This window comes from Enterovibrio sp. QJM3NY_24, from assembly GCF_057786035.1.
Map to the genome: position 1 here is coordinate 1,274,284 of NZ_CM173520.1, position 21,983 is coordinate 1,296,266.

General features: G+C 47.0%; 18 protein-coding genes. 7 read left to right on the top strand and 11 right to left on the bottom strand.

Features of this window, described 5'->3' with window-relative positions; translation table 11 throughout:
• Positions 1 to 44: 44 nt before the first annotated feature.
• From AC3CIC_RS21845 to AC3CIC_RS21855, 3 genes are all read right to left on the bottom strand, one after another.
• Entirely contained in the window at positions 45 to 2,285 is a 2,241-nt protein-coding gene (locus AC3CIC_RS21845; protein ID WP_488516221.1) for a DNA/RNA non-specific endonuclease, read from the bottom strand.
• Positions 2,286 to 2,598: 313 nt separating this feature from the next.
• Complete coding sequence (locus AC3CIC_RS21850; protein WP_488516222.1) at positions 2,599 to 3,564, bottom strand: nucleoside hydrolase; 966 nt, start codon at positions 3,562 to 3,564, stop codon at positions 2,599 to 2,601.
• Positions 3,565 to 3,695: 131 nt separating this feature from the next.
• The gene (locus AC3CIC_RS21855) at positions 3,696 to 4,589 is read right to left on the bottom strand and encodes a LysR family transcriptional regulator (RefSeq protein ID WP_488516223.1); all 894 of its coding nucleotides are present in this window, start codon (positions 4,587 to 4,589) and stop codon (positions 3,696 to 3,698) included.
• A 116-nt stretch (positions 4,590 to 4,705) separates the two neighbouring features.
• Between AC3CIC_RS21855 and AC3CIC_RS21860 the strand changes: the two genes are divergently transcribed.
• On the top strand, positions 4,706 to 5,569 hold the full coding sequence (locus tag AC3CIC_RS21860; RefSeq protein ID WP_488516858.1) for an MBL fold metallo-hydrolase: 864 nt from the start codon (positions 4,706 to 4,708) through the stop codon (positions 5,567 to 5,569).
• Between the two features lie 82 nt (positions 5,570 to 5,651).
• Here AC3CIC_RS21860 and AC3CIC_RS21865 read toward each other — a convergent pair whose 3' ends face one another.
• Positions 5,652 to 6,218, bottom strand: a complete 567-nt coding sequence (locus AC3CIC_RS21865; protein ID WP_016962463.1) for a pyridoxamine 5'-phosphate oxidase family protein — start codon at positions 6,216 to 6,218, stop codon at positions 5,652 to 5,654.
• Between the two features lie 161 nt (positions 6,219 to 6,379).
• Between AC3CIC_RS21865 and AC3CIC_RS21870 the strand changes: the two genes are divergently transcribed.
• Both AC3CIC_RS21870 and AC3CIC_RS21875 read left to right on the top strand, forming a co-directional pair.
• Entirely contained in the window at positions 6,380 to 7,585 is a 1,206-nt protein-coding gene (locus AC3CIC_RS21870) for an iron-containing alcohol dehydrogenase (protein WP_488516224.1), read from the top strand.
• A 149-nt stretch (positions 7,586 to 7,734) separates the two neighbouring features.
• A complete protein-coding gene (locus AC3CIC_RS21875) occupies positions 7,735 to 9,150 on the top strand; it encodes a DEAD/DEAH box helicase (RefSeq protein WP_488516225.1) in 1,416 nt (471 codons plus the stop codon).
• Positions 9,151 to 9,263: 113 nt separating this feature from the next.
• Here AC3CIC_RS21875 and AC3CIC_RS21880 read toward each other — a convergent pair whose 3' ends face one another.
• The 3 genes from AC3CIC_RS21880 to AC3CIC_RS21890 all read right to left on the bottom strand — a co-directional run bounded on the left by AC3CIC_RS21880 (position 9,264) and on the right by AC3CIC_RS21890 (position 12,388).
• Positions 9,264 to 10,655, bottom strand: a complete 1,392-nt coding sequence (locus AC3CIC_RS21880; RefSeq protein WP_488516226.1) for an MATE family efflux transporter — start codon at positions 10,653 to 10,655, stop codon at positions 9,264 to 9,266.
• Positions 10,656 to 10,784: 129 nt separating this feature from the next.
• Positions 10,785 to 11,435 carry an acyltransferase gene (locus AC3CIC_RS21885; RefSeq protein ID WP_488516227.1) on the bottom strand — a complete coding sequence of 217 codons (651 nt, stop codon included), beginning with the start codon at positions 11,433 to 11,435 and terminating at the stop codon, positions 10,785 to 10,787.
• Positions 11,436 to 11,446: 11 nt separating this feature from the next.
• Complete coding sequence (locus AC3CIC_RS21890) at positions 11,447 to 12,388, bottom strand: glycosyltransferase (RefSeq protein ID WP_488516228.1); 942 nt, start codon at positions 12,386 to 12,388, stop codon at positions 11,447 to 11,449.
• 674 nt (positions 12,389 to 13,062) lie between these two features.
• Here AC3CIC_RS21890 and AC3CIC_RS21895 point away from each other — a divergent pair.
• Positions 13,063 to 13,638, top strand: coding sequence for a hypothetical protein (locus AC3CIC_RS21895; protein WP_488516229.1), 576 nt, complete (start codon positions 13,063 to 13,065; stop codon positions 13,636 to 13,638).
• A 307-nt stretch (positions 13,639 to 13,945) separates the two neighbouring features.
• On the opposite strand, the gene yegD is transcribed toward AC3CIC_RS21895, so the two are convergent.
• A complete protein-coding gene (gene yegD, locus AC3CIC_RS21900) occupies positions 13,946 to 15,298 on the bottom strand; it encodes a molecular chaperone (RefSeq protein ID WP_488516230.1) in 1,353 nt (450 codons plus the stop codon).
• Positions 15,299 to 15,496: 198 nt separating this feature from the next.
• Between yegD and AC3CIC_RS21905 the strand changes: the two genes are divergently transcribed.
• Positions 15,497 to 16,759 (top strand): cyclic di-GMP phosphodiesterase, encoded by a 1,263-nt coding sequence (locus tag AC3CIC_RS21905; RefSeq protein WP_488516231.1) that lies wholly within the window; start codon positions 15,497 to 15,499, stop codon positions 16,757 to 16,759.
• A gap of 384 nt (positions 16,760 to 17,143) precedes the next feature.
• Positions 17,144 to 17,890: an HAD hydrolase-like protein gene (locus tag AC3CIC_RS21910; protein ID WP_488516232.1), complete on the top strand. Its 747-nt coding sequence runs from the start codon at positions 17,144 to 17,146 to the stop codon at positions 17,888 to 17,890.
• Positions 17,891 to 17,906: 16 nt separating this feature from the next.
• On the opposite strand, the gene AC3CIC_RS21915 is transcribed toward AC3CIC_RS21910, so the two are convergent.
• Positions 17,907 to 19,397 (bottom strand): FMN-binding glutamate synthase family protein, encoded by a 1,491-nt coding sequence (locus tag AC3CIC_RS21915; RefSeq protein WP_488516233.1) that lies wholly within the window; start codon positions 19,395 to 19,397, stop codon positions 17,907 to 17,909.
• Between the two features lie 245 nt (positions 19,398 to 19,642).
• Here AC3CIC_RS21915 and AC3CIC_RS21920 point away from each other — a divergent pair, with 245 nt between their 5' ends.
• The gene (locus AC3CIC_RS21920) at positions 19,643 to 20,179 is read left to right on the top strand and encodes a DUF924 family protein (RefSeq protein WP_488516234.1); all 537 of its coding nucleotides are present in this window, start codon (positions 19,643 to 19,645) and stop codon (positions 20,177 to 20,179) included.
• Positions 20,180 to 20,251: 72 nt separating this feature from the next.
• Here AC3CIC_RS21920 and AC3CIC_RS21925 read toward each other — a convergent pair whose 3' ends face one another.
• Together AC3CIC_RS21925 and AC3CIC_RS21930 are read right to left on the bottom strand one after the other, a co-directional pair.
• Positions 20,252 to 21,118 (bottom strand): ABC transporter permease, encoded by an 867-nt coding sequence (locus tag AC3CIC_RS21925; RefSeq protein ID WP_488516235.1) that lies wholly within the window; start codon positions 21,116 to 21,118, stop codon positions 20,252 to 20,254.
• A 4-nt stretch (positions 21,119 to 21,122) separates the two neighbouring features.
• Positions 21,123 to 21,983, bottom strand: a complete 861-nt coding sequence (locus AC3CIC_RS21930) for an ABC transporter permease (RefSeq protein ID WP_488516236.1) — start codon at positions 21,981 to 21,983, stop codon at positions 21,123 to 21,125.

Consider the following 21,983-nt stretch of genomic DNA (forward strand, 5'->3'; position numbering starts at 1 on the left):
ACCAAGATGTAAAGCGTCAGATCGGCTTCATGGACATCATAGGATTACGTGAAATTCAGCACTTGTCCTTCGGCGCGTCGACTGACTGATTTATATTCCACTTTTGAAATCACGTTTTGCTCAGTGTCTAACAACTCAATGGTTGACCCTTTGTTGGACAGGGCTGCACCGCCACCTCCGGCTCGCACGATAATGCGATGATCTCGCCCAGGTGCAAGCTTGGTTTTTTCTTGAATCGTGGTGGTGCCAGATTTGCTGCGTATTTTCCATCCGGTGACATCGGCCAACCCCCCCGTTTCATTGCGAATGGCAACCCACTCGTTTTTATCACCTGCACCTTCAGGGTTAGGGAGTGCCGATGCGATAATGACATCGCCTTCTTCATACAATAAGACCTCGGCATTGGAATGCGGCGCCAAAAGGGGTTGAGTGTTGTCTTGGCTTTTCAGGATGGGGAAGAACGAACGTAAATGGAATCCGCGAGATTTATCTTGGCGTGTTTCACGATAAAGCACCAAGTCATAGCGCCAGTCGTTAATGGCAGCACGTCGGAAAGATTCGCCGTCGAAAAATGGTAGTGGGTCGGTTTCGTTTCGATAGCTTTCAAAGCTCAGTAGCGTGCCCATTGCCAGCATACATTCTGGGCTAGTACCCACGAAGAACCCGCCTTTTTCTTTCAATGCAGATTTGTTCCCCACTCGCCATCGCATGGAAAGGGTCGCCACATCGGCATTGAGTTGCCCTTCAGGACCATCATAAAACGAGCCGAGATAATTGAGGTTAGATTGACCGTTCATTGCGGCTTGTTCATCCCAAAAAAACTTCACCCAATAATGGTATCCGCTGACTTCATAGCGCGATCCTTCGCGCTTGATTTCGCCTAAAAAGACATGCTCAAAACCGGATGCACCAACCACAGCTTTATCAAAGTAATTGGTGTACAGACCAAACCAGAGGTTGCGCACGGTTTCTCTAAATGCCGCCATGTTTGAAAGGTCCACGCACGCATTCGAGCCAAATGTGGGGCTGGAAAAGGGCATATCGGAATATTTCTTTGCCTCAAAGCCTAGCCCGCCAATCTCACGACTCGCCGTGACGTAGTGATACACCTCTTCCATTAAAGGCACAGCATTACTGCTTTCAGCGTTAAAGCATGTCTCGAGAAAATGGTCTATTTCAATCAGTTCCTGTTGGCTGTATTGCTCACCATCACGTTGTAATTCGTTGTAGTTATCTATTAAACGCTTGAATGCTTGATAGGAAGAGGAATGCATTAACTTGTCGGTATTTACTGAATCGAACAGCGTAAATTTCGCGAGATCGCGCTTTCTCGGATTGCGTGACCCTTGCTCGTTGAGCTTGATATCCGCCCCTTCATTCATCCAACGGCCTTCTTTCATTCGCGTCACGCTAAAGCGGTTTCTGTCACCATCCCAAAGCGCTTGAACAATGTCAGTGTAATCACCGCGTGTATTGACGATATCTGTTGGTGATTCAATTGGCCGCATTTCCGGCGTGTCGATATCGTTTGAAAGCGTAAAGTTATTTGGCGAGTAGAAAATCGGATTGGCTTCATACAGTTCTACTTGAAAGTACAGATCCGTCAGCTCACTGATTTGGGTGAGAGAGACCTGATAGCTTTCTAAATTGAGGCTGTTTTTTCCGTCATGATCATCCCAAAATTCGCTTTGTTTCATTAAAAACGCGCGACATTGCAGCTCACCACCAAGGGTAAACACGATGACTTTCCAGAAGGCTGATGGAATAAATGTACCGCGATAGGGTTGGTCATTGATGGTATTGATTGGGCCAGTAAACACCGACAAGCGATCGCCGAGCTCTTGTTCTTCAAGCAGCCAATTTTCAAGTTCTAGCCATTCGTCCTGATTAAACTTGGCGTGTTGTAGGTTGGCGTTGGTATAGAAAAAGGAATCTCGATTGGCTTGACTAGCCTCGGGACGCTTCCCCCAATTAATGGCTGCGCGTCGCACCATGTGTCCACGATCCCACACATTATTTTTGTAGACAGCAGGACCTGCTTGATAGGTGAGATCGACCCGCGGGTCGAGTTTCCAACTGCTTCGTTTCAAGCTGATCAGGCTTTCACGATCTATGTTGTGTGCCGTGTAAAACGCCATTTTGGTTTCACGGTTCATCACCAATGAAAAGTGTTCGTAATGCAGGGGTTCACCAAACTCCCATGCCACTTCGAGTAAGCTTTCGCCCAAACGAGGGAGAGAAATAGGGATAGACAAAAACGCGGTATCGAATCCTTTAGCAGCCATTGAAATCTCCTGAGTATTAAGCCGAACTGCCCTCTGATGGCGACAAGTACCATGGCCTTAAAATGTGGGCTGCGTAATACGCTATATCAGCAATGTGTCTGTTTTGTTCGAACAAAGCATGGTTGTCAGATACTTATGTAGAAATGAGACGATTTTTCATGTTTGCTTTTATTGGTGGGGAGAAGATCGCAGTCGCGGAAAACAACAGAAGGGGAAGGTAAGGTCGATGAAATTAAACATGAATAAAGTGCGCCAACTGGACCTTCTTACTGGCAGTCATTGGCGCGGACTAATAAGTTACTCACTGAATAGGTTAGCGATTACCGTATTGGGTCATGGAATCCAAGTACAAGTCGAGTACGGCTTGATCTTTGACCTCGATGGCGACTTGTTGCGGATGTTTGTCTGCCCATTCATCAGTTTTGTGTTGTGTCTGTTTGTACTTTTGCAGGGTCAGACCTTCGGCCGGGCCGTCGCATACCACTCGGATAGGGCCTTCACGTAGCGTAAACAGCGAAGGATTTATCACATAAGCAATGGCAGAAGGGTCATGTACAAAACAGCCATTTACCCCCATGCGAGATTTGTAAAAATCGAGGTAGAAGCGGCTGATATCCCACATAAACTGACCCACTTCTCCGCACGTATCGCGAAGTGTGTCGATATAGTCCGTAGAGAAGAAGGTTTCGTGAGTCACATCCAACCCAATCACGGTGACAGGCCAGTCAGCGGTAAATACGACATCTGCGGCATGTGGGTCGTCGTGAACATTGGCTTCGGCAAATGGGGTGACATTGCCTGTGTGTTCATGCGTGCCAAAAGCCCCACCCATGATCACCACCTCTTTGACCAATCCCGTAATTTCAGGTGCTTCAATTAGAGCCAAAGCAAGATTGGTCAGTGGCCCAACAGCGACCAGCGTGATCTCGTTAGGTGATGCTTTGACGGTATCGATGATGTATTGGTGTGCTGCACGTGGGTCGGCAGAAATTGTGGGTTCTTTTATGTCTACGTTGCCGAATCCATTCTCGCCATGAACCGCAATACTGGCGCCGACGGGTGGGCGCTTAAGTGGTTTATTCGCCCCTTTGACCACGTCGCATTGAAAGCCAAAACGTTGTTTGAGGTAAAGCGCATTACGCGTACTGATATCGATCTCCGCATTACCAAACACCGTAGTTAGCGCGACCAACTCAACGTTGGGATTAGCCTCTGCAAACAGTATTGCCATCGCGTCATCAATACCGGGATCAGTATCAAGGATGATTTTTGTTTTCATTGTGAATATACCTAGCCATTATGTTTTTTATTTTAAATGTATTTTGAGGTCACATGGTTATATTGCCAAAGCAAATTAGAACTGTTGGCTTTTATTATGAGAAATGTCAATAAAGTGAAGTGTTGAGTCGTTTATGACTCTGTACCGACGCGTTGAAAATAGTCGCTCAGGTAGTCAATCACCGCTCTGACTGCGGGCGCCATGTTTTTTCTCGACGGGAAAAGAACGTAAACCTGCATGCTTTGCGGCTTCCATTCACCCAGAATTGGGACAAGCTCACCAGACTGAATATATTTATCAGCTAAGTAAGTTGGCTGCATTGAAATCCCCATCCCTTCTATTGAGCCGTATAACAATGCTGTCGCTTCATTCGCCGTAAGTTGGCATTGGATATCGATTGATTCGCTCAACTCGCCGTTTTGTAAATGCCATACGTGGTGCGCGAAGTTTCTATAACCAAGACACTGATGTGTCGACAGATCGGAAGGGCATGTGATCGGCGCATGGGTATCGATATATGACGGAGAAGCGACCAAGACGGATTCACAAACTGCGATAGGCTTTCCTATCAAAGATGGATCGGGGTTGGATGAAATGCGAATGGCGAGATCGATACGATCGCGGGTCAAATCGTTGGTTGTGTCTCGTAAGTCCATGTCGATGATGACACGAGGGTTGTCCGCCATGAAGGTTTTTAAAGCAGGAATAAGTTGAGCATGCCCAAATGACATGGAGACGGCAATGCGCACTGTTCCTGTTAATTCACCGTGAGTCGTATTAAGGAAAGAGAGCGATTCCGCCTGATCAACAAGTTGTTCAACGTGATCAAGATATCGCTCACCGGCTGAAGTCAGAGACACTTTACGTGTGGTGCGATTCAGCAGGCGTGTTTCCAACCAATTTTCCATGGTTTCAATGTATCGCGTCACCATAGGGCGTGACATGTCTAAGCGGTCGGCGCTTGCGGTAAAGCTTCCGGTTTTCGACACATCAATAAACACCTTTGCAGCAGTGATCCTATCCATGATTAGCTCGATATAAAAAACAATATTGTTCAGTATTTGCTGTTTTTCCGAGCAGGTCAATTCACTAATCTACTCTCCGACAAGAAAATTAAAATACAATCTTTTGGAGAACAATGATGAAAACACGTATCGCGCTTTTGACAACGCTACTTGCCGGTCAAACGTTCGCAGCTGACACGGCGCCATTGACACTGGATGTCTATCATGGCGATGAAAACAGCTTTTTGGTGACATCTACCCTAGTGTATGGAGAAACCGAAGCGGCACTGATCGACACTGGTTTTACTCGCGCTGATGCCCTACGCATCGCTGCTAAGGTGCTGGACTCAGGCAAAGAACTGAAAACCATTTTTATTAGTCAGGCAGATCCGGATTACTATTTCGGTGCAGAAGTGATTCATCAGTTCTTTCCCAATGCTGAGATCATCACAACGCCTGCTGTGAAGAAAGTGATTGAGAAGAAATTGGCGGGGAAAATAGCGTATTGGGGTCCACAAATGGGTGCGAATGCCCCTGTGAAGCCAATTGTTCCAGAAGCGGTTACTGCCTCCTCATTCTCAGTGAATGGCACGCCGATCGAAATCAAGGGGACGGAAGGCGCACTGGCACACCGCCCATATTTATGGCTACCTGCTAACAAAGCGGTATTGGGTAACGTAGGTGTATTCGGTGACATGCATGGTTGGATGGCAGATACGCAAACAGACGCGGAACTGGCAGCGTGGACTGCTCAACTGAAAAAAATGCAGGCACTGAAACCTGAGGTGGTGGTACCAGGTCACATGGCAGCGGACACTTCTTTGAATGCCGACGCGATTGAGTATTCACTCTCATACATCACTGATTTTGTCGAAGCGAAAAAGAGCAGTAAAGACAGTAAAACATTGATTGAGAAAATGACCGAGTTATACCCTGACGCGGTAGAGCCGTCTTCGCTGGATCTTAGTGCGAAAGTGCACACTGGCGAAATGGAGTGGTAAGCCACATTGGTTAAAATCACAATGAAAAAGGAGGCGTGATGTATTCATTCCTCCTTTTTATATTTTCATCAATCGTCGATTGTTATTCGTCGATCTTTAAGCCCGATTTCTCGGCAATCTGCGATTCAAAGCCGTCCAAGCTGGTTTGGTTTTTTTTGAGCCAGTATCTTTGAATACCGTGCTCGCCTTGTTTGGCTGACCATTTATCCAGTTCATCACGATCGCTTTCGTAACGAAAGAAGGGGACTGACATGCCGCATGATGCTTGCACCATATCGATATCAAGCAAGAAGATCTGTCGCGATGCGATGCTTTCAGGAAAAAGGACGCTGTAAATTGCCCACTCAGGATCATTGCGATGGATGGCTCGCGCAGTGCCGTAGGCACGAAGGATCAAAGGAGCCCCTTCGAAAGCACAAAACATCACAGTCATGCGCGGGTCTTGTAAAACATGAGCGGCGGACTCATTGCCACTGCCCGTCAGGTTCAACCACGCCAGCGTTTTACTGTCGATCACACGCAGAGAATCGCCTCCTTTAGGCGACATATTCACCGTTCCGGTTGGTGCAGCAGTACCCACAAAATAGAGCTTTTGCTTTTCGATAAACGCGATCTGTTTTTCGTTGAGTGATTTGGTGGTCTGTCCCATGGTCTTCCTCTGACGGGTAGTGTTGGAAGCCATGAGTATACCAGCCGATGAAATATTGACCACGCATCGTGATGAATCGCTGTTTTTGAAAGGAAAAAGCTAGATGCGACCCCGTCTGTTGCCTAGGCTGTTACTACCGCTAACCAGAGGTAGCATTCACCATGGGGCAACCGTCGTTGTTTTTCTTTAAAGGCTATATGAAAGCGCTGAAGGTCGCGGCGAGGGTGATCCCTATTCCGCGTCCTACTTTGTTTGCCGGCGCTGACAGTACCGAGCAATTGTGCGAAGCCATTGGGTTGATGAATCTCGGCAAGTTGCTGATAGTGACCGACCAGCCTTTAGTCGATGTGGGGATAGTCGATAAAGTGGAGGCGCATTTATCTCGCTTTGGCGTGAGCTTTGTTCGCTATGCCAGTGTCACGCCTGATCCCACCTACCCCATGGCCGAAGAAGGTCGAGACATGTATTTTCGCGAAAAGTGCGCGGGCATTTTAGCGATTGGCGGTGGCTCGCCAATGGATTGCGCCAAAGTGATTGCTGCGCGTGTGACCAATAAAAAATCGATTCGAAAACTGGCCGGAATCTTGAGAGTGTGGCGAACACCTGCGCCGTTATTTGTGATCCCTACAACGGCGGGTACAGGTTCAGAAGTGACGGTTGCCGCGGTGATATCGGACCCTTTCACGCATCAGAAAACCCCATTGATGGATCCAAAGCTCGTGCCCTTAATGGCGGCATTAGACCCAGTATTGATGACAGGCTTGCCTCCTAGCGTGACCGCCGCGACAGGCATGGATGCGCTAACACATGCAGTCGAAGCCTACCTTTCAGTCAACGCGACTACAGAAACAGATGGCTATGTGAATGCGGCGATAAAACTCATTAGTAATAACCTTGTCCCTGCATACAAAGACGGCCATTCACTAAAAGTGCGGCTCAATATGTCCATGGCGTCGTATTACGCTGGGCTGGCGTTCACCAAAGCCAGTTTGGGATACACCCATGCGATTGCACATAATCTTGGTGCCAAATACGGGACACCTCATGGCCTCGCCAATGCCTTGGCGTTGCCTCATGTGTTGAGGTTTTCATTGCCGAGCGCGACATCACGAATGGCTGATCTGGCGCACATGGCCGGGGTAGGTGATGCAACATGGGATGATGCGACCAATGCACATGCTTTTGTTGCCTATATAGTATCATTGCAAGACGCTTTATCGTTGCCAAAAACACTGGCGGAAATTCAAACGTCGGATGTGGCAATCATCGCCAAAAATGCTATTCAAGAGGCTAAGTGGAATTATCCCGTTCCACGCTATGCCACGCAAAAGGAATGCGAGCAAATGATAGAGAAAATCATGGCTTGAGTGATGCTTCAACATCGCCTTGCTAATGCGTAAATTGACCTGCACAGACATTGCTCTGCTTTTTGAACCACTCGTGCTAGAATGCGCGCCCTTTGTGGCGTTGCTATCTGCCATACTTGTTGTCTTTTCTTTTTACGCCGAGATTTCTCATGCCATTCTCTAAGCTGGGCTTAAGCCTGCCGATTGTTTCTGCCGTCACTGAACTTGGGTATGAAACCCCAACGCCGATCCAGGAAAAAGCCATTCCTGTGATTTTAAAAGGTAAGAACCTGCTAGCCGCAGCACAAACCGGTACGGGTAAAACAGCAGGCTTTGTATTGCCAATTCTTGAGATATTGAGCCGTGGTGAGACCCAGCGTAAAAAACGTGTACGTGCGTTAATCCTAGCACCAACACGTGAGTTGGCGGCACAGGTAGAAAAGAATGCAGAGCAGTACGCAAAGAACTTACCACTGACTACATTGGCTATGTATGGCGGTAAAGAAATCGCTGCACAGAAACAGCGTTTGATTGAAGGCGTCGATATTCTGGTTGCAACACCAGGCCGTTTGCTAGACATGTACGCGCAACGCGCCGTTCACTTCGACGAAATTGAAATTTTGGTTCTTGATGAAGCCGATCGCATGTTGGACATGGGCTTCATCGAGGATATCAACAAGATCATCGAGCGTTTGCCTGTTGATCGTCAGAACTTGCTGTTCTCTGCAACCTTGTCTGACAAAATCCGTATGCTGGCAAAAACAGCCGTGCCAAACCCCGTTGAGCTTTCAACCGCGGATTCGCAAAGCAAGCCAGAGATTACGCAGTGGTTAACCACGGTTGATAAAGACAAAAAATCTGCACTGTTGAGCCACCTCATCACTGCAAATGATTGGGATCAGGCACTGATCTTTCTTGAAACCAAACATGGCGCTGCCAAGTTGGTGGAACAGTTAGGTAAGCGCGGTATTCCGGCTGAATCTTTCCACAGCGGTCGCAGCCAAGCGGTTCGTGAGCAGTTGTTGGAAGACTTTAAATCTGGTGCACTGAAATACTTAGTTGCAACGGGTGTTGCCTCTCGTGGTATTGATATCGAAGAGCTGACCCGAGTGGTTAACTACGATTTGCCATTCCCAGCTGACGACTACATTCACCGTATTGGTCGTACAGGGCGTGCAGGCGCGAAGGGTGAAGCGATCACTTTCTTGTCGAAAGACGATTTCAAAAACCTGTGCATGATTGAAAGCCGCTTAGGCCATTTGATTGAGCGTCGTGTTATTGAAGGGTTTGAACCACGTAATCCAGTGCCTATTTCAGTGCTGAACTTTAAGCCAAAGCACTTGGCGTCAAAGAGCAGTGCCCCCCAAAATAGTTCATCAAAAAGTGGTTCACCAAAAAGTCGTCAGCCTCGCGGCAACGCAGGACGTAGCGAAAACGCACGTTCAGATGGTCGTTCAAATGACAGCCGCTCGCGTCATGGTGCTGACAAATCTCGCAGTGACAAGCCTTCTGTAGCAAGTAACAATGATCGCTCAGGTCGCGGAAGCAGCCCTTGGGACAACGTGAAGCCGCGTTCTGGTCGATGAGCTAACATCTTCTCGCTGATGCCCCTGGTGAAACATTGATAGAGAGCCCGCTCATTGTAAGCGGGCTTTTTTTATGGAATTTCCTGATAGCGCTCGGTTAGTTTAAGCCGATGTTAACTTAAGCTAGATGCCAAGTTCTTAACCCACTTTCCACTATTGAGTCGCCAGTAGCAAACCAGTGCTTTGAGTGTTTCTTCCACTATGATCAAACCAAACAAATACACGGGTGGGAACCCGAGTACATGAGTAAGCCAGAACGCACAAGGCAACAAGAATACCCACTGTGCGAGCACATCAGTCACCAAGCAGAAATTGGCATCTCCACCTGCGCGAAGTACGCCGACTATGAGCATCATTGAGATGCTTTTGATCACCAAAGAGGCAGCCATGATATCGAACAGTGATGACGTGAGATATTCGGCTTCTGACGGTAAATCAGAATGGAAGAACAGTGAGAGCAACGGCGCTTCCAGCAACGACAAAATTACCGCTGTGACGATACCAATCACGCCACTGAATATGACGTGTCGACGAACGGCGAGTGGCAATTTTTCGTGTTCGTTTGCACCCACCAAGTTGCCCACTATAATCGAACCCGCTGTCGCCAAGCCAATAAGTAAAGACATCGCGAGCGCCTCCAAAGGTGCAAGTACGGACAACGCAACCAACAGGTTCGGATCGCTATAACCAAGGATCGCGTGGAAGGCGAATAGTCCCGCTGCCCAAACCACGCTATTTAACGCTGCGGTTGCAGAAAGACGTGCCACTAAAATGACATCTTGGCGGCGAAGGGCGTTGAAATGGTGAAGACGAAAATGAGTCAGAGGGTGTGTTTTAGCGCGCAAGTAAAGGTAAAGAGCGACACACTCAATCACTGCACTGAACACGGTTCCCAACGCCGCCCCTTTGATGCCCATCGCTGGAAAGCCAAAGTGACCGAAGATGAGTATCCAGTTGAAGACAAGGTTCAGCGCCACACCGATCAAGCTGATTTTTGTTGCGATACCAGGTTGGTGCATGGCGCGCAATCCACTGGCAATACTCGATGCATAAGCAAAACAAAAGAGACTGATCGCGATAGTTTGTAGGTAGTCAGACCCTTTACCAATGATGTCTGTAGATTGGCTTCCCAGTGACATTAATTGACCGGGAAAGAAAAACAATACAATGAAAAATAGCAGGGCGGTGCTAACACTCAGCAGCAAGGTAATGAACACCGTTGTGTGGAGCTTTCGCTGTCCGTCTTCGCTCTTCATGCCAAAGCACTGCGCGGCAATTTGACCGCCACCGATACTCAAACCAATAATGAAAAAGGTGATGATCATTTGTGCTTTTGCTGCAAGGCCAATGGCAGCGATATCTAGCTCACTCAAGGAGCCTAACATCAGGGTATCGACGGTGCTTTTGCTCGAAAAAATAGCGGTTTGTAATGCGACGGGTAGTGCCAGCGCGATCAAGCTTTTGTAGCTTGATAGAGGCACGATAAAACGGGCATATAAAGACATGAAACAATCCATGTTGGAGAGAACGAGCAGATCCTCCTGTTATTTTGAAGGCGTTCGCCTTCAGTTTGACGGAAAAGGAGGATCTGCGAGTGAGGTTAAGACGCGATGTCTAACTGTTTAACTGTTTAACTATTTAACTATTTGAGCAGGGTTGCCCATGGCGATGCAGTTATCTGGCACATCGCGGTAGACAACACTGTTAGCACCGATCACTGCATTGTGTCCGATGGTGACACCTTTCAAAATAGTGACCCCCATACCGAGCCAAGCATTGTCTTTGATCGTGACCTTTGCACTTCGCGTTCGCGCGGCATCGTCATTACCCCAACGCCCTGTGACAGGGTGACCGCTACTGTCCATGATGGTGACTTGTGGGCCAAACAGTACCTTGTCCCCAATCTCGACTTCTTGATATGAGACGACAGCCGTACCCTGCATCACGACACCCTTTCCGATGGTGATTTTTCCTGGTGGTTGGTCGTTAACTTGCACCACGGTTAGACGAACGGGGCGGTTTTCAAAAGCAAGGTTATCGTCTGAATAGATAACCGTGCCTTCACCCACAGTGATGGCATTGTTGAAACTGGCTTTGTCGATCAAAGAAAACTGCACATCACGTTGATAGTCGTCTGAGTCTCTCGCCAATGTAAACGCAATGTGTGGTTCGCCAACAAAAGTCGCTTCCTTGTGGAAATTCATCTGATCGCGATAAACGGCCTTAGCATCCTCGATGGTCATGCCGTTTGAAACAGGGAAAATATTCTCGTAAACACAAGGCATAAACTGACTCCTTATGCTTCTACGGTGGTGTCGGGTGAGGCTTTACGCTTGGCGGTGTACAGCGAGTTGTCAGCCATTGGATAATTGGGGCTGGTTTTCATCACTTTGATCAACCTGTTGAGCGGTAAATCATTGATCTCATGGTCTAGATTGTAATAACTGGTTTGCCAGATGTTGTATTTGCTATGGATGAGTTCGGCGGCGCTTTTTGAGCTATCACTGGTGTCTTTGACTTCTTTCGGATGTGGCCAGTGAAAAGATGCCATGGATTTGTCGACGATGAACATGTTGTTGTTTCGGAACAGGCGCACACCTAAATCGACATCTTCACCACCCCAGCTGTTAAAGCGTTCATCAAACATACCGGCTTTGATTAATTCTTCGCGCTCAGCAGAAACGTGGCATGTCCAAAATAGATCGAAAGGCGCTGGCCAATCACTGATATTTTGGCCCAGGTCATCGTATTGTGATTGGCGAATATCATGCATGCCTTGCTTGTCTAACTCACGCAAAATAGCATCTACGTTATTAGGGCTAATAACCGATTCCATTTTCTTTACACCTTCTTCATCAAGATCGAAGCCGTAAACATAGCCAACAATAGCAATAGGGTGTGTAGAGACTTTGTGGCGGAACAAATGTTCTTCCAGTGCACCTGTCGCAAGCAACACGCCAGTGTCTAGGTAGACAACATATTTCCCTTCAGCAATTGCGGTGCCTACGTTTCTGGCTTTCCCGGCGCGAAAGCCTTTATCTTCCTGCCAGAAATATTTCACATTTAATTTTTTTGAAAAAGATTGAACAATGGCTTCAGAATCGTCGCAGCCACCATCATCAATAATAATGACCTCAAAGGAATCTGAAGGCAGTGTTTGTTCTGCCAACGCATTTAAAGTATGTGACAGCAATTCGCGACGATTGTAGGTGGGAATAACAACGCTTAATTCAATCATGTTCTAATTTCTCTTATTTTCTAGGCAACTGACAGGGAGGATAATAAGAGGTTAAATTTTTATAGCAATGTCACACTTTGACAAATTCTGTCATTTATTGAAACAATTCCTGTGTTTAAGTCAATATAAATCAATTGGTTACAGAAAATTTGATTCATGTCTCATTTTTACAACAGTGCGACTAGAATCTCATTAAGTTTGTAACAAATGTAAAAAATTGAAAGGTTAACTTTATGTGTCGTCACATTAACGAGGTGAGTGATTATGATGACCCCTTATGAACTTATGTATGGTTGTTGCTTTGGAGATGAAAGTGTGAATACGGTTTTTATGTCGGAATATGTTATGTGTTCTAATGGAAAATAGCCTCATCGTTTTTTTCATGGGATATTAGTCTGGAAATGATGGGCTTACTGATGGAGGTGATGTTGTTGATGAATAGCATGGCTAAATAATTTTCCGTGTATTGATATCTGTTCTTTTTGAATGTGTTTGAGAAGAAAGCATTGGGCGGGTGTTTATGCTAATAATGTTGGAATATTGGTGGCTTCTCAAAGTTATCCCTGAAAATTCATGTTGTGATAACACAATCAAACGTTGATTTAGAGACACTGACTTTGTTGATGTACGTGGCATTGAGGAACTGCATCGACACTAACCAGTAAGGAATGTATTTGAGACGAACAATTGGATCATTGACCGTGTTGCTACTGGCCGGTTGTTCAGGTGTTTCATCCGATTGGATGGCGGTAAACGGAACGTTAGTTACGCAACAAGATGTTGATGCGGTTGAGCGTCAATGCGGCGTATCGCCTGTTCAGGAATCGAAGGGTGGAGCAGGTATTGACTACTGTATGCTCTCCAATGGGTTGATCCGGCAAGATGCGATGTATAACGCGGCTCCTTCATTTGTTAAAGCCGCTGAGATACGCATCAATCGTGATGTCCCCGTTATGGTCGATAATGGAACGAGGCTAGACTCGGTATCGCAAGAGGGGGAAGGTCGTTTGCTGCGTCTTAATCATACAATTGTTGATGATGTGGCAGAAGACATTGATATTCAGTATTTTCGTCAGGTCGTGCCACCGTTGGTGGTGAAAAACACCTGCAGGGCTCGGCAAGCAGTTATGTTGTTTGAAAATGATGTGGTGTTTCGCTATCGCTATTTTGACATGGTAGGCGAGTTTATTACGGAATTTGATGTAAAACTGTCTGATTGTGTCGCTGAGGTGCCGTCATTAATGGAATAGCGATGTGCTTTTCTGCGGTTAATCACTATCTTATCGATTAGAACTTTAGAAGTGTGCCGCACAAAATGGCTCTCTTCGCGCTATTTTCCCCTATCTATGTAATAAATAACACTCCACTCAATAGTAGCCACTATGAGTGAGTGTTTTATCAGCAATCCACTGCCTTTTCTCGCTGATGTCAATCTGAGTGAAGTATCACCGATTGAACAATTCGTCCGCCTTGACGAACACCTACCTGAACATGTCCCTATGATGGAGACAACTCAGGTAGGTGGATTTCTTTATGCCTTTCTGACATTGTCTTTGTTTACGCAAATCGCGCAGCAGCGTGGCGGGCAAGACCTGATGTTACAGAACCAAAATAGTCACCAGCGACGATAGGTACACCCGGTAACGTTGTTTCAAGCAACGCACGCAAAATCGGAGATCGCGCACTACCACCCGTCATGAAAATGGCATCAGGCTTGATTTGTGCTTGCGCCAATGCCTCGGTCACCAATTCGGTAATCTTAGTCACGGGTTTCACTATCGCATCTGCTAACTGTTCCGTGTTGATATCAACATTCAGTTGCTCACCAACCATGGGTAGCGTCACTTGCGTGGTATGTTGCTCTGAAAGCAAAATCTTCGCTTCTTCTGCGCCACGAACAATTTGATAACCCAACGTTTCTCTATGCACGTTAATCAAACGTGCGATCTTTTCAGGTTCGCTGGCATCACGCATGAGTTGTTCTAGTACTTTGCGATTGGCAGAGGCATAGAAATCGGACTGAGCGACAACATTGTTGATTGCTATGGGGTTCCAAAACTGTGTCACGGGCATATCAATACCGCGTTGCAGGGTTGAACCTTTGCCAAACAGCGGCATGAGTTGATCAAATGCCAAATGAATATCAAGGTCGTTCCCACCGACACGACACCCCGAGTGTCCCAGCAACGAAGCGTGGCGATCTTCTTGGTTCCTCCAGCTTGGACCCATCTGAATCAAGCTACAGTCTGTGGTGCCACCACCAATATCGACCACTAAAACAGTGCTGTCTTGTCTCAGTGTGCTTTCATATTCCAAACCTGCGGCAACGGGTTCAAATTGGAATAGCACGTCTTTAAATCCGGCGCGTTTGGCGGCGGCAGTAAGAATTGATTCTGCCTGTTGGTTGGCTTTTTCACCGCCGCTTCCTTGAAAGTTCACTGGGCGGCCAATCACAGCCTGCAAAATGTCATCCTGTAGATTGGCTTCTGCTTGTTGCTTGATGTTAGCCATCATTGCGCACACCAGATCTTCAAAGAAACTGACTTGCACATCGCGCAACCCCGTTGCTCCTAGAAAAGACTTTGGAGACTTAACGTAGTAAACCTCTTCAGGATCTTCTAAATAGGTCGCTAACGCTGAGCGACCAAAACGTAGATCACCCGGTTCGATATCAATCCCTTCTTCACGATTAAAAGCCACGGCACGGCGCAATAGTTGCTCACCGACCGGATCGTTGGGTTTGATTGAAAAATGACGCCAAAGATACTCGCTCACTGCTTCTCGCGTCGGCGCACAAAGGGTCGAGGGGATGAAAGGGCTGTCGCCTTCCAGAGGAAGGAGGCGCGGTACGCCATTCTCAATAACAGCCACAGAACAGTTTGCGGTTCCGTAGTCGAAGCCGATAAACATGAAAACTCTCCTGCGTCAAAAAAGTCGGTCAGTTTACTCGAAAGAGAAATCATGACAAGCAAAGGTCACTAATAAATGTGACTGCTTTCGATTGATTAATGTTGGTTTTTTTACAAAGCGACAGAAAGGAGCGTTATGACAATGAGGTTTTTACTGAACACGTCTATCTTAAAGGTGAGATAAACTGTTGGGGCATTGATGAAAGGTCAAAGAATTACAAAACATCAATTGAGGAAAGGTTTATATATTAAGCTGCCTTTACGGTGGCATGAGCATCCATTTCTACGCAGTACGTTTGAAATTCAGACTGTTGAAGAAGTGGCACTGATAAAAAGGCTGCCCGTTGATTTTCTCCTCTACTTCCCTGAGAAAAGCTCTTCTACACCGAAGTTGGCTTTGGAGATCATGGAAAACAAAGATGCCGAACCAGAGCCAAGCAAAGAGAGTGTGCTAGAGCTATCCGTTGAATTGCACAAGAAAAAACAGCAACAAATCAATGAAATGAGTGTATTACGCACGAGACAAGCCGAATGCGAAAATAAATATAAACAAAGCATGCTGCTACTTCGCAAAGGGATTGAGGAATTTAGACGTAACCCTCAGAGGTCCTGCGGTGAAATTAAAGATCTCTCTGCTTCACTGGCTGAGATCGCGAGCTCAGGACCGTTGACGTTGCATTTAATTGATAAACCGTTGACCGGTGATGATCATTTTTTCCACACCCTAAATGTATCTATTTTTTGTGCGATGATGGCAAAGCAAAAAGGTTTCAGCAAAGAGCAGACCACAGAGTTGCTAATGGGGGGCATGCTGCATGATATCGGTATGATAGACCTTAGCCAGCCTTTCAGTGCCGATGGAAAAGTGGTGAGTGTTGGCGCTGATATGCAAAAAGAACAGCACCCCATAAAAGGGGCAAAAATGGTGGAGCACTATTCGTCGGTCTCGCTGAATACGCGTAACATAATTCAAAATCATCATGAGTACTATGACGGTAGCGGCTTTCCTATCGGGCTTAAAGGTGATGAGCTAGATGAAATGTCCCAGATTGTTTCCCTTTCCAATATGTATGATGATCTCTGCCAACCTCAGCGTAGTGGAAAAGCCTATCAGCCAAGTTCTGCGGTTTCATTACTTTATAAAACAATGAAATCAAAGTTCAGGCCAGATTTGCTTGAGCAGTTTGTGAAAATGATCGGCATCTATCCGCCGGGTACGATAGTGGTTTTGTCTGATCAAAGCGTGGGGATGGTTCTATCTAACAGCGCGGAGACACTGCTAAAACCGAATGTGGTTATCTATGACCCGATGATCCCTCGTGACCAAGCAACGTTATTACAGTTGAATGATACGGAATTGACTGTAAAACAGGTTATTAAACCAAAATCTGTTCCCCAACATATTTATGATTACCTTTGCCCCAGTTCGAAATTTTATTACTTCTTCGATACGTCGGAATGATTCTTTTATGTCGACTTCTCTCTCTTCGTTAAGATGTTCTAAGAGAGAGGGGTGAAAATATTGTTATAAAAATTTCGTCATTTAAATCAGTGTATTAATGTGTGTATTTTTTAGGCTTAGGCAAAGATCAACGAGATAGATATCATGCGGTAAAGCGATGCTCCTAGCTTTTTCTACGACTCTGCTAAATTAGAAAGACGACGTTATTTCACCTAACTGCTGCTCTCATGTTTCGCAGTCACAACGTCCTTGTTAACCCAATAGCTGTGCATTCAATAACACCTCGATGTCTTCAACCAGAAAGGGCTAACCCAAGCAGCGAACGCCTAACAGTGGCACTGGCGAACGTTACTCTCATACTAATCATCACATTTGGAGTGACCTATGTTGTCAGCAACACAGGTAAAAGCCGTTGTTTTTGAGTTAGATGGTATCTTGGTGGATACTGCAAACGACATTTGCCACGCTGCAGAGGAAATGTTGTCCGACTTGCGCTTACCGAGCTTGAGGCCTGAGCATGTTCGCGACTGGATTGGAGATGGTTCAGATAAGTTGGTCCACCGTATTCTTTCTCGAAAGATTGATGGAATCGTGCCTGACCCGGTGTTTCGTATCGGCAGTGCACTTTTTATGAAAGCCTACCAGCGCCGTAATCATGAGGGTGCGGCCTTGTTCGAGGGCGTTGAAGCTTGTCTTCACCAGCTGAGGCGACGAAAAATCCCCATGGCGGTTGTTACGAACCAAGCCACCGCACAAGCTAATGAGATTCTGACGGTGTTAGGTATTCGTAGTCACTTTTCACTGGTGTTAGGTCGAGACGCATTACAAGAGCCTAAACCTTCTGCTGATGGCTTGTTGGAAGCGGCGCTCTTGCTGCAACTCAAACCAGAGCAACTCTTACTCGTTGGTGGGAGTGTGAATGATGTGAATGCCTCCAGAGCTGCTCATTGCTCTGTTGTTTGTGTTAGCCACGGCTATAATTATGGAATTGATATTCGCAAATCAGCGCCGGATATTGTGGTGGATTCTTTGGCGGAACTCCCTGTCTATTTGAATCAAAATAAACGGCGAACCACCAAGCCCCGATCGGTGAGAAAAGTGACCTCGAAAGCGGGAAAAGAGAAGCGCTAGATAGCGCTTCTTTTCTTTAAGCGGATGGATGCAATTCATCCAGCGACTGTGGCAACCCTCGATCGTTGATGAGTTGGGCGTGAAAGCGTTTTAGTTTTCTAGGCTCGGTGACACCGCAGGCGTGGGCAATCACACCCACTTCGTACATCAGGTTTGTTGCGTAGTGTGCAACACGCTCGGCTTTGTCGCTGACCACCAGACCTTTATGTAACTTTGGGTCATGGGTAGTGATGCCTGTTGGGCAGGTGTTTTTGTTGCATTGCAACGCCTGAATACAACCGAGTGAGAACATAAAGCCACGCGCCGACGTGATAAAATCTGCCCCTATACACATTGCCCATGCGACTTCCGCTGGGTTCACCAATTTGCCCGAAACAATCACTTTCACGCGTTGTTTGAGCCCATGACTCTCAAGTTTGTCAACAAGCATGGGCAAACTACGCTTAATCGGTAAGCCCATAAAGTCCATCAGCGACTGCGGCGCGGCACCTGTCCCTCCATCCGCGGAATCAAGGGTAATAAAGTCTGGCGCAGATGAGATACCACGGCTGTGAATAGCCAGCATTAACTCGTCAAGCCAGCCATAAGCGCCGAGTACTATTTTGAAGCCAACAGGTTTTCCTGTGACTTGGCGGATTCTATCTATCATATCCAGCAAGTCATCAACGCAACGGATGTCTTTGTGCCCATTCGGGCTAATAGAATCCTCTCCTTCGGGAATACCTCGAATGGCTGCTATTTCAGCGCTGACTTTATTGCCGGGTAGGATCCCGCCTTTGCCCGGTTTAGCGCCTTGACTCATTTTGATTTCAAACATGCGTACTTGTTGATGAGACGCAATGGCTTTGAGCTTTTCGTCGCTCAGTTCACCGTTTTCATCACGCACTCCATATTTAGCCGTGCCAATTTGGAACACAATATCTGCACCTCCCTCAAGGTGATACGGTGACAAACCGCCTTCGCCAGTGTTCATCCAGACACCCGCTTTTTTGGCACCTTTGGACAAGGAAAGCACGGCTGGCACACTGAGTGCGCCAAAACTCATGCCGGAGATGTTGAAAATGCTTGAAGTGGTGTAAGGGACTCGTGCAACCCCTTCACCAATAGTGACAGCACTGGCAGGCACTGCATCTTCAGACAGTGTCGGAAATGGGCAATTAAGAAAGATGACATCGCCGGGCTGATTCAATGGGCGTGTTGACCCAAACGCGACAGTGCTGTCGATGTTTTTGGCGGCTCGATACACCCAGCTGCGCTGAGCCCGGTTAAAAGGGAGTTCATCGCGGTCTTGTGCGAAGAAATATTGGCGAAAAAACTCCCCCATATGTTCGAACCAATATCGAAAGCGTCCTACGACAGGATAGTTACGTCGTATTGCCTGCTTTGTTTGAGTGACATCACGGATGTAGAGGTAAATGATGCAGAGAAACAAGCAGCCCAGCAGGAAGATAAAGAGAGCGGCACTGATTTCCAAAAGGTGGGTTGCCCAACTTGCCATGACGTCCATGAGGTTTCCTTTTTCCATTTTGTTGCAGCTGATGAGTCGTTAGACCGGATTCACCAATCTATACTTTCCGTTAAATATCACAGACTCGTATTTGTGCTTCGTCGACGCGTTCTATACCTGTTGATTGAAAAGGGTATTGAGATGAAGTTTGCTTGGCGGAGATGACTGTCAATAATCCCAAAAATTGTCTCATAATCAGTGACGAAACCCGTTAAGTTATCGGAATCAGGGTAAAGGAGAATGACATGTTTAATCGTGTTCTTACGTTTTGGTTTGAAGAGCTAACGCCTAAAGATTGGTTCGTGAAAAATGCTGACATAGATAAAGAGATTGAGCATCGTTTTTTGCCTGTGTTAGAAAGGGCAGCACGATGTGAACTTGTTGATTGGCGTGACACAGCGAAGGGGCGTTTGGCAGAGATTATCGTGTTGGATCAGTTTTCACGTAATGTGTATCGCGACACACCATTGTCATTCGCGCAAGATCCGATGGCATTAGCGCTAGCACAAGAAGCCTTAAGTCTGGGTCTCGATAGAGAATTGACGGAAGTTGAACGTCCTTTTCTGTACATGCCGTTCATGCACAGTGAGTCATTGGAAGTTCATAAAGAATCGGTACAGCTCTTTGATAGCTTGGAAGAGAAAACGAGTTATGAGTTTGAGCTGAAACATAAAGTGATTATCGACCGTTTTGGCCGGTATCCGCACCGCAATATGATACTGGGTCGTGAGTCGACTCCAGAAGAAATCGAGTTTTTGAAGCAACCAGGTTCAGGCTTTTAAGCTGTCGATTACGGGCGTTCGAAGGGGCTCCCGAGAGCGGGTTGCTCCCGACCCCTTCTTGTTGGTTGTTAGCTAGGTGTTGGTTTGATCGCCTCTGGATGATACCCAGATACTGGCGAGCGCCAACATGGCGGATGCGACCATGAGCAGTAAAGAGACGGCGTTAATGACGGGTGTTGAACCTTCTCGCAGGCGATCAAACATGGCAATGGTCAGCGGCGCGTCAGAGCCGACTAGCATCAGTGTCGTATTGAAGTTCTCAAACGACATTAAAAACGCAATGATCCCTGCGCCAATCAATGCAGGACGCAAAAATGGCAAGGTGATGGTAAACACGGCTTCTGTTTTCGTGGCACCGAGATTCAGTGCAGCCTCTTCTAAGCTCATATCAAATTTGCGCAGTCTTGCCGCAATCACCAAGGTACAAATGGTGGTGATAAAGGCAAACTGACCCAGTACCACGAGCACCAGTCCCGGTCGCATCCACTCAATGTCCCAGCCTATGCTGTCTTCAATGCCATTGGCGATGGTGCTGCTCATCAGCAGAATCGACACGCCTAGAATCACGCCAGGAATTACCAACGGCAATAAAAGCAGCACGTAGCAGAACCCTTTGAAGCGAAATTCAAACCGTTCAAAAAGGAATGCGTTTGTGGTGGCGAAGGTCAGTGAACACAGGGTGACAGCGATGGCAACAAACAAGCTGACGCCAATGCCGTCCGTGAGTTCTCGGTCATGAAAAATGCCAACTTTAGGTTCGGACGTACCTGTAAACCAATCCATGGTGAACCCGTTCCACGGCAGGGAAGGGAACAAACTGTCGTTAAATGAGAACACGGCAACCACGACTAATGGCAGCATCAGAAAAAGGAAGAAAAGGGCAATGTATCCCTGATAAGCACGGGCGAAACGTTTATTGGTAGGCAATGAAGGGATCATGTTGTTACCCCATTGTCTTAACGAAGGATTGTCGAGTCAGCTTCAAACCACCCCACACCATCAGCGATGACATGCCCAGCAGCAAAATGCCAAATGCAGACCCCTGTTCCCAGTTGAAGCGAGTAATGAACTGGGTGAATATTTGCTCGGTAAACCACAGGCTGTCTTTACCTCCGAGTAGCGTTGGGGTGAGGTAATTACCCAAGGTCAGCATGAAGACCACAATACACCCAGCCACAATGCCGCTCATGGCATGGGGTATCACGACTTCTCGCATTACATCCCAACTGCTTCCGCCCAAATCATAGGCCGCTTCAATAAGACTGTTATCAAGGCTGTCTAGTGTGGTGACTAGGGGCACGACCATAAACAACATGGAGGTGTAGACCAACCCCACCATGATGGTCACATCGTTGTAAAGTAGCTCAACGGGTTGATCAGCAAGGCCAAGGGTTTGCAGTAAACCGCTCACTAACCCTGACTCGCGTAACAAGATCATCCAGCCGTAAGATCGCACCAATTCACTGACCCAAAACGGCAGTAAACAGGCAACAAACAGCAAGCTTTTAGCTTTTCCTTGGCACACCTTGGCAATATAAAAGGCGACTGGAAAGGCGATCACTAAGGTGAGTACGGTCGCCAGCAGCGACATCACAGCGGTACGCATAAAGGTACGCCAGTAAAGAGGCTCACTGAAAAACGTGGCGTAGTTTTCGATACTCAGTACCTTCGCGCCACCGACCGCGCGGTCGTGAATGGAAATAGAAAACATCTGCATATGAGGCAAGATGATCAGCAGTGTCAGCCAAAGTAGAAAGGGCGTCAGCAGCAGAAACAGGGCAAGTCGGTTACCTCGCTCAATCAT

Excerpts from the sequence above, each read along its gene's own strand:
- AC3CIC_RS21880 (WP_488516226.1), bottom strand. The coding sequence starts at position 10,655 with ATGTCTTTATATGCCCGTTTTATCGTGCCTCTATCAAGCTACAAAAGC.
- AC3CIC_RS21845 (WP_488516221.1), bottom strand. The coding sequence starts at position 2,285 with ATGGCTGCTAAAGGATTCGATACCGCGTTTTTGTCTATCCCTATTTCT.
- AC3CIC_RS21925 (WP_488516235.1), bottom strand. The coding sequence starts at position 21,118 with ATGATCCCTTCATTGCCTACCAATAAACGTTTCGCCCGTGCTTATCAG.
- AC3CIC_RS21915 (WP_488516233.1), bottom strand. The coding sequence starts at position 19,397 with ATGGACGTCATGGCAAGTTGGGCAACCCACCTTTTGGAAATCAGTGCC.
- AC3CIC_RS21870 (WP_488516224.1), top strand. The coding sequence starts at position 6,380 with ATGGGGCAACCGTCGTTGTTTTTCTTTAAAGGCTATATGAAAGCGCTG.
- AC3CIC_RS21855 (WP_488516223.1), bottom strand. The coding sequence starts at position 4,589 with ATGGATAGGATCACTGCTGCAAAGGTGTTTATTGATGTGTCGAAAACC.
- AC3CIC_RS21875 (WP_488516225.1), top strand. The coding sequence starts at position 7,735 with ATGCCATTCTCTAAGCTGGGCTTAAGCCTGCCGATTGTTTCTGCCGTC.
- AC3CIC_RS21860 (WP_488516858.1), top strand. The coding sequence starts at position 4,706 with ATGAAAACACGTATCGCGCTTTTGACAACGCTACTTGCCGGTCAAACG.
- yegD (WP_488516230.1), bottom strand. The coding sequence starts at position 15,298 with ATGTTTATCGGCTTCGACTACGGAACCGCAAACTGTTCTGTGGCTGTT.
- AC3CIC_RS21930 (WP_488516236.1), bottom strand. The coding sequence starts at position 21,983 with ATGATTGAGCGAGGTAACCGACTTGCCCTGTTTCTGCTGCTGACGCCC.
- AC3CIC_RS21920 (WP_488516234.1), top strand. The coding sequence starts at position 19,643 with ATGTTTAATCGTGTTCTTACGTTTTGGTTTGAAGAGCTAACGCCTAAA.
- AC3CIC_RS21850 (WP_488516222.1), bottom strand. The coding sequence starts at position 3,564 with ATGAAAACAAAAATCATCCTTGATACTGATCCCGGTATTGATGACGCG.
- AC3CIC_RS21865 (WP_016962463.1), bottom strand. The coding sequence starts at position 6,218 with ATGGGACAGACCACCAAATCACTCAACGAAAAACAGATCGCGTTTATC.
- AC3CIC_RS21910 (WP_488516232.1), top strand. The coding sequence starts at position 17,144 with ATGTTGTCAGCAACACAGGTAAAAGCCGTTGTTTTTGAGTTAGATGGT.
- AC3CIC_RS21890 (WP_488516228.1), bottom strand. The coding sequence starts at position 12,388 with ATGATTGAATTAAGCGTTGTTATTCCCACCTACAATCGTCGCGAATTG.
- AC3CIC_RS21905 (WP_488516231.1), top strand. The coding sequence starts at position 15,497 with ATGAAAGGTCAAAGAATTACAAAACATCAATTGAGGAAAGGTTTATAT.
- AC3CIC_RS21885 (WP_488516227.1), bottom strand. The coding sequence starts at position 11,435 with ATGCCTTGTGTTTACGAGAATATTTTCCCTGTTTCAAACGGCATGACC.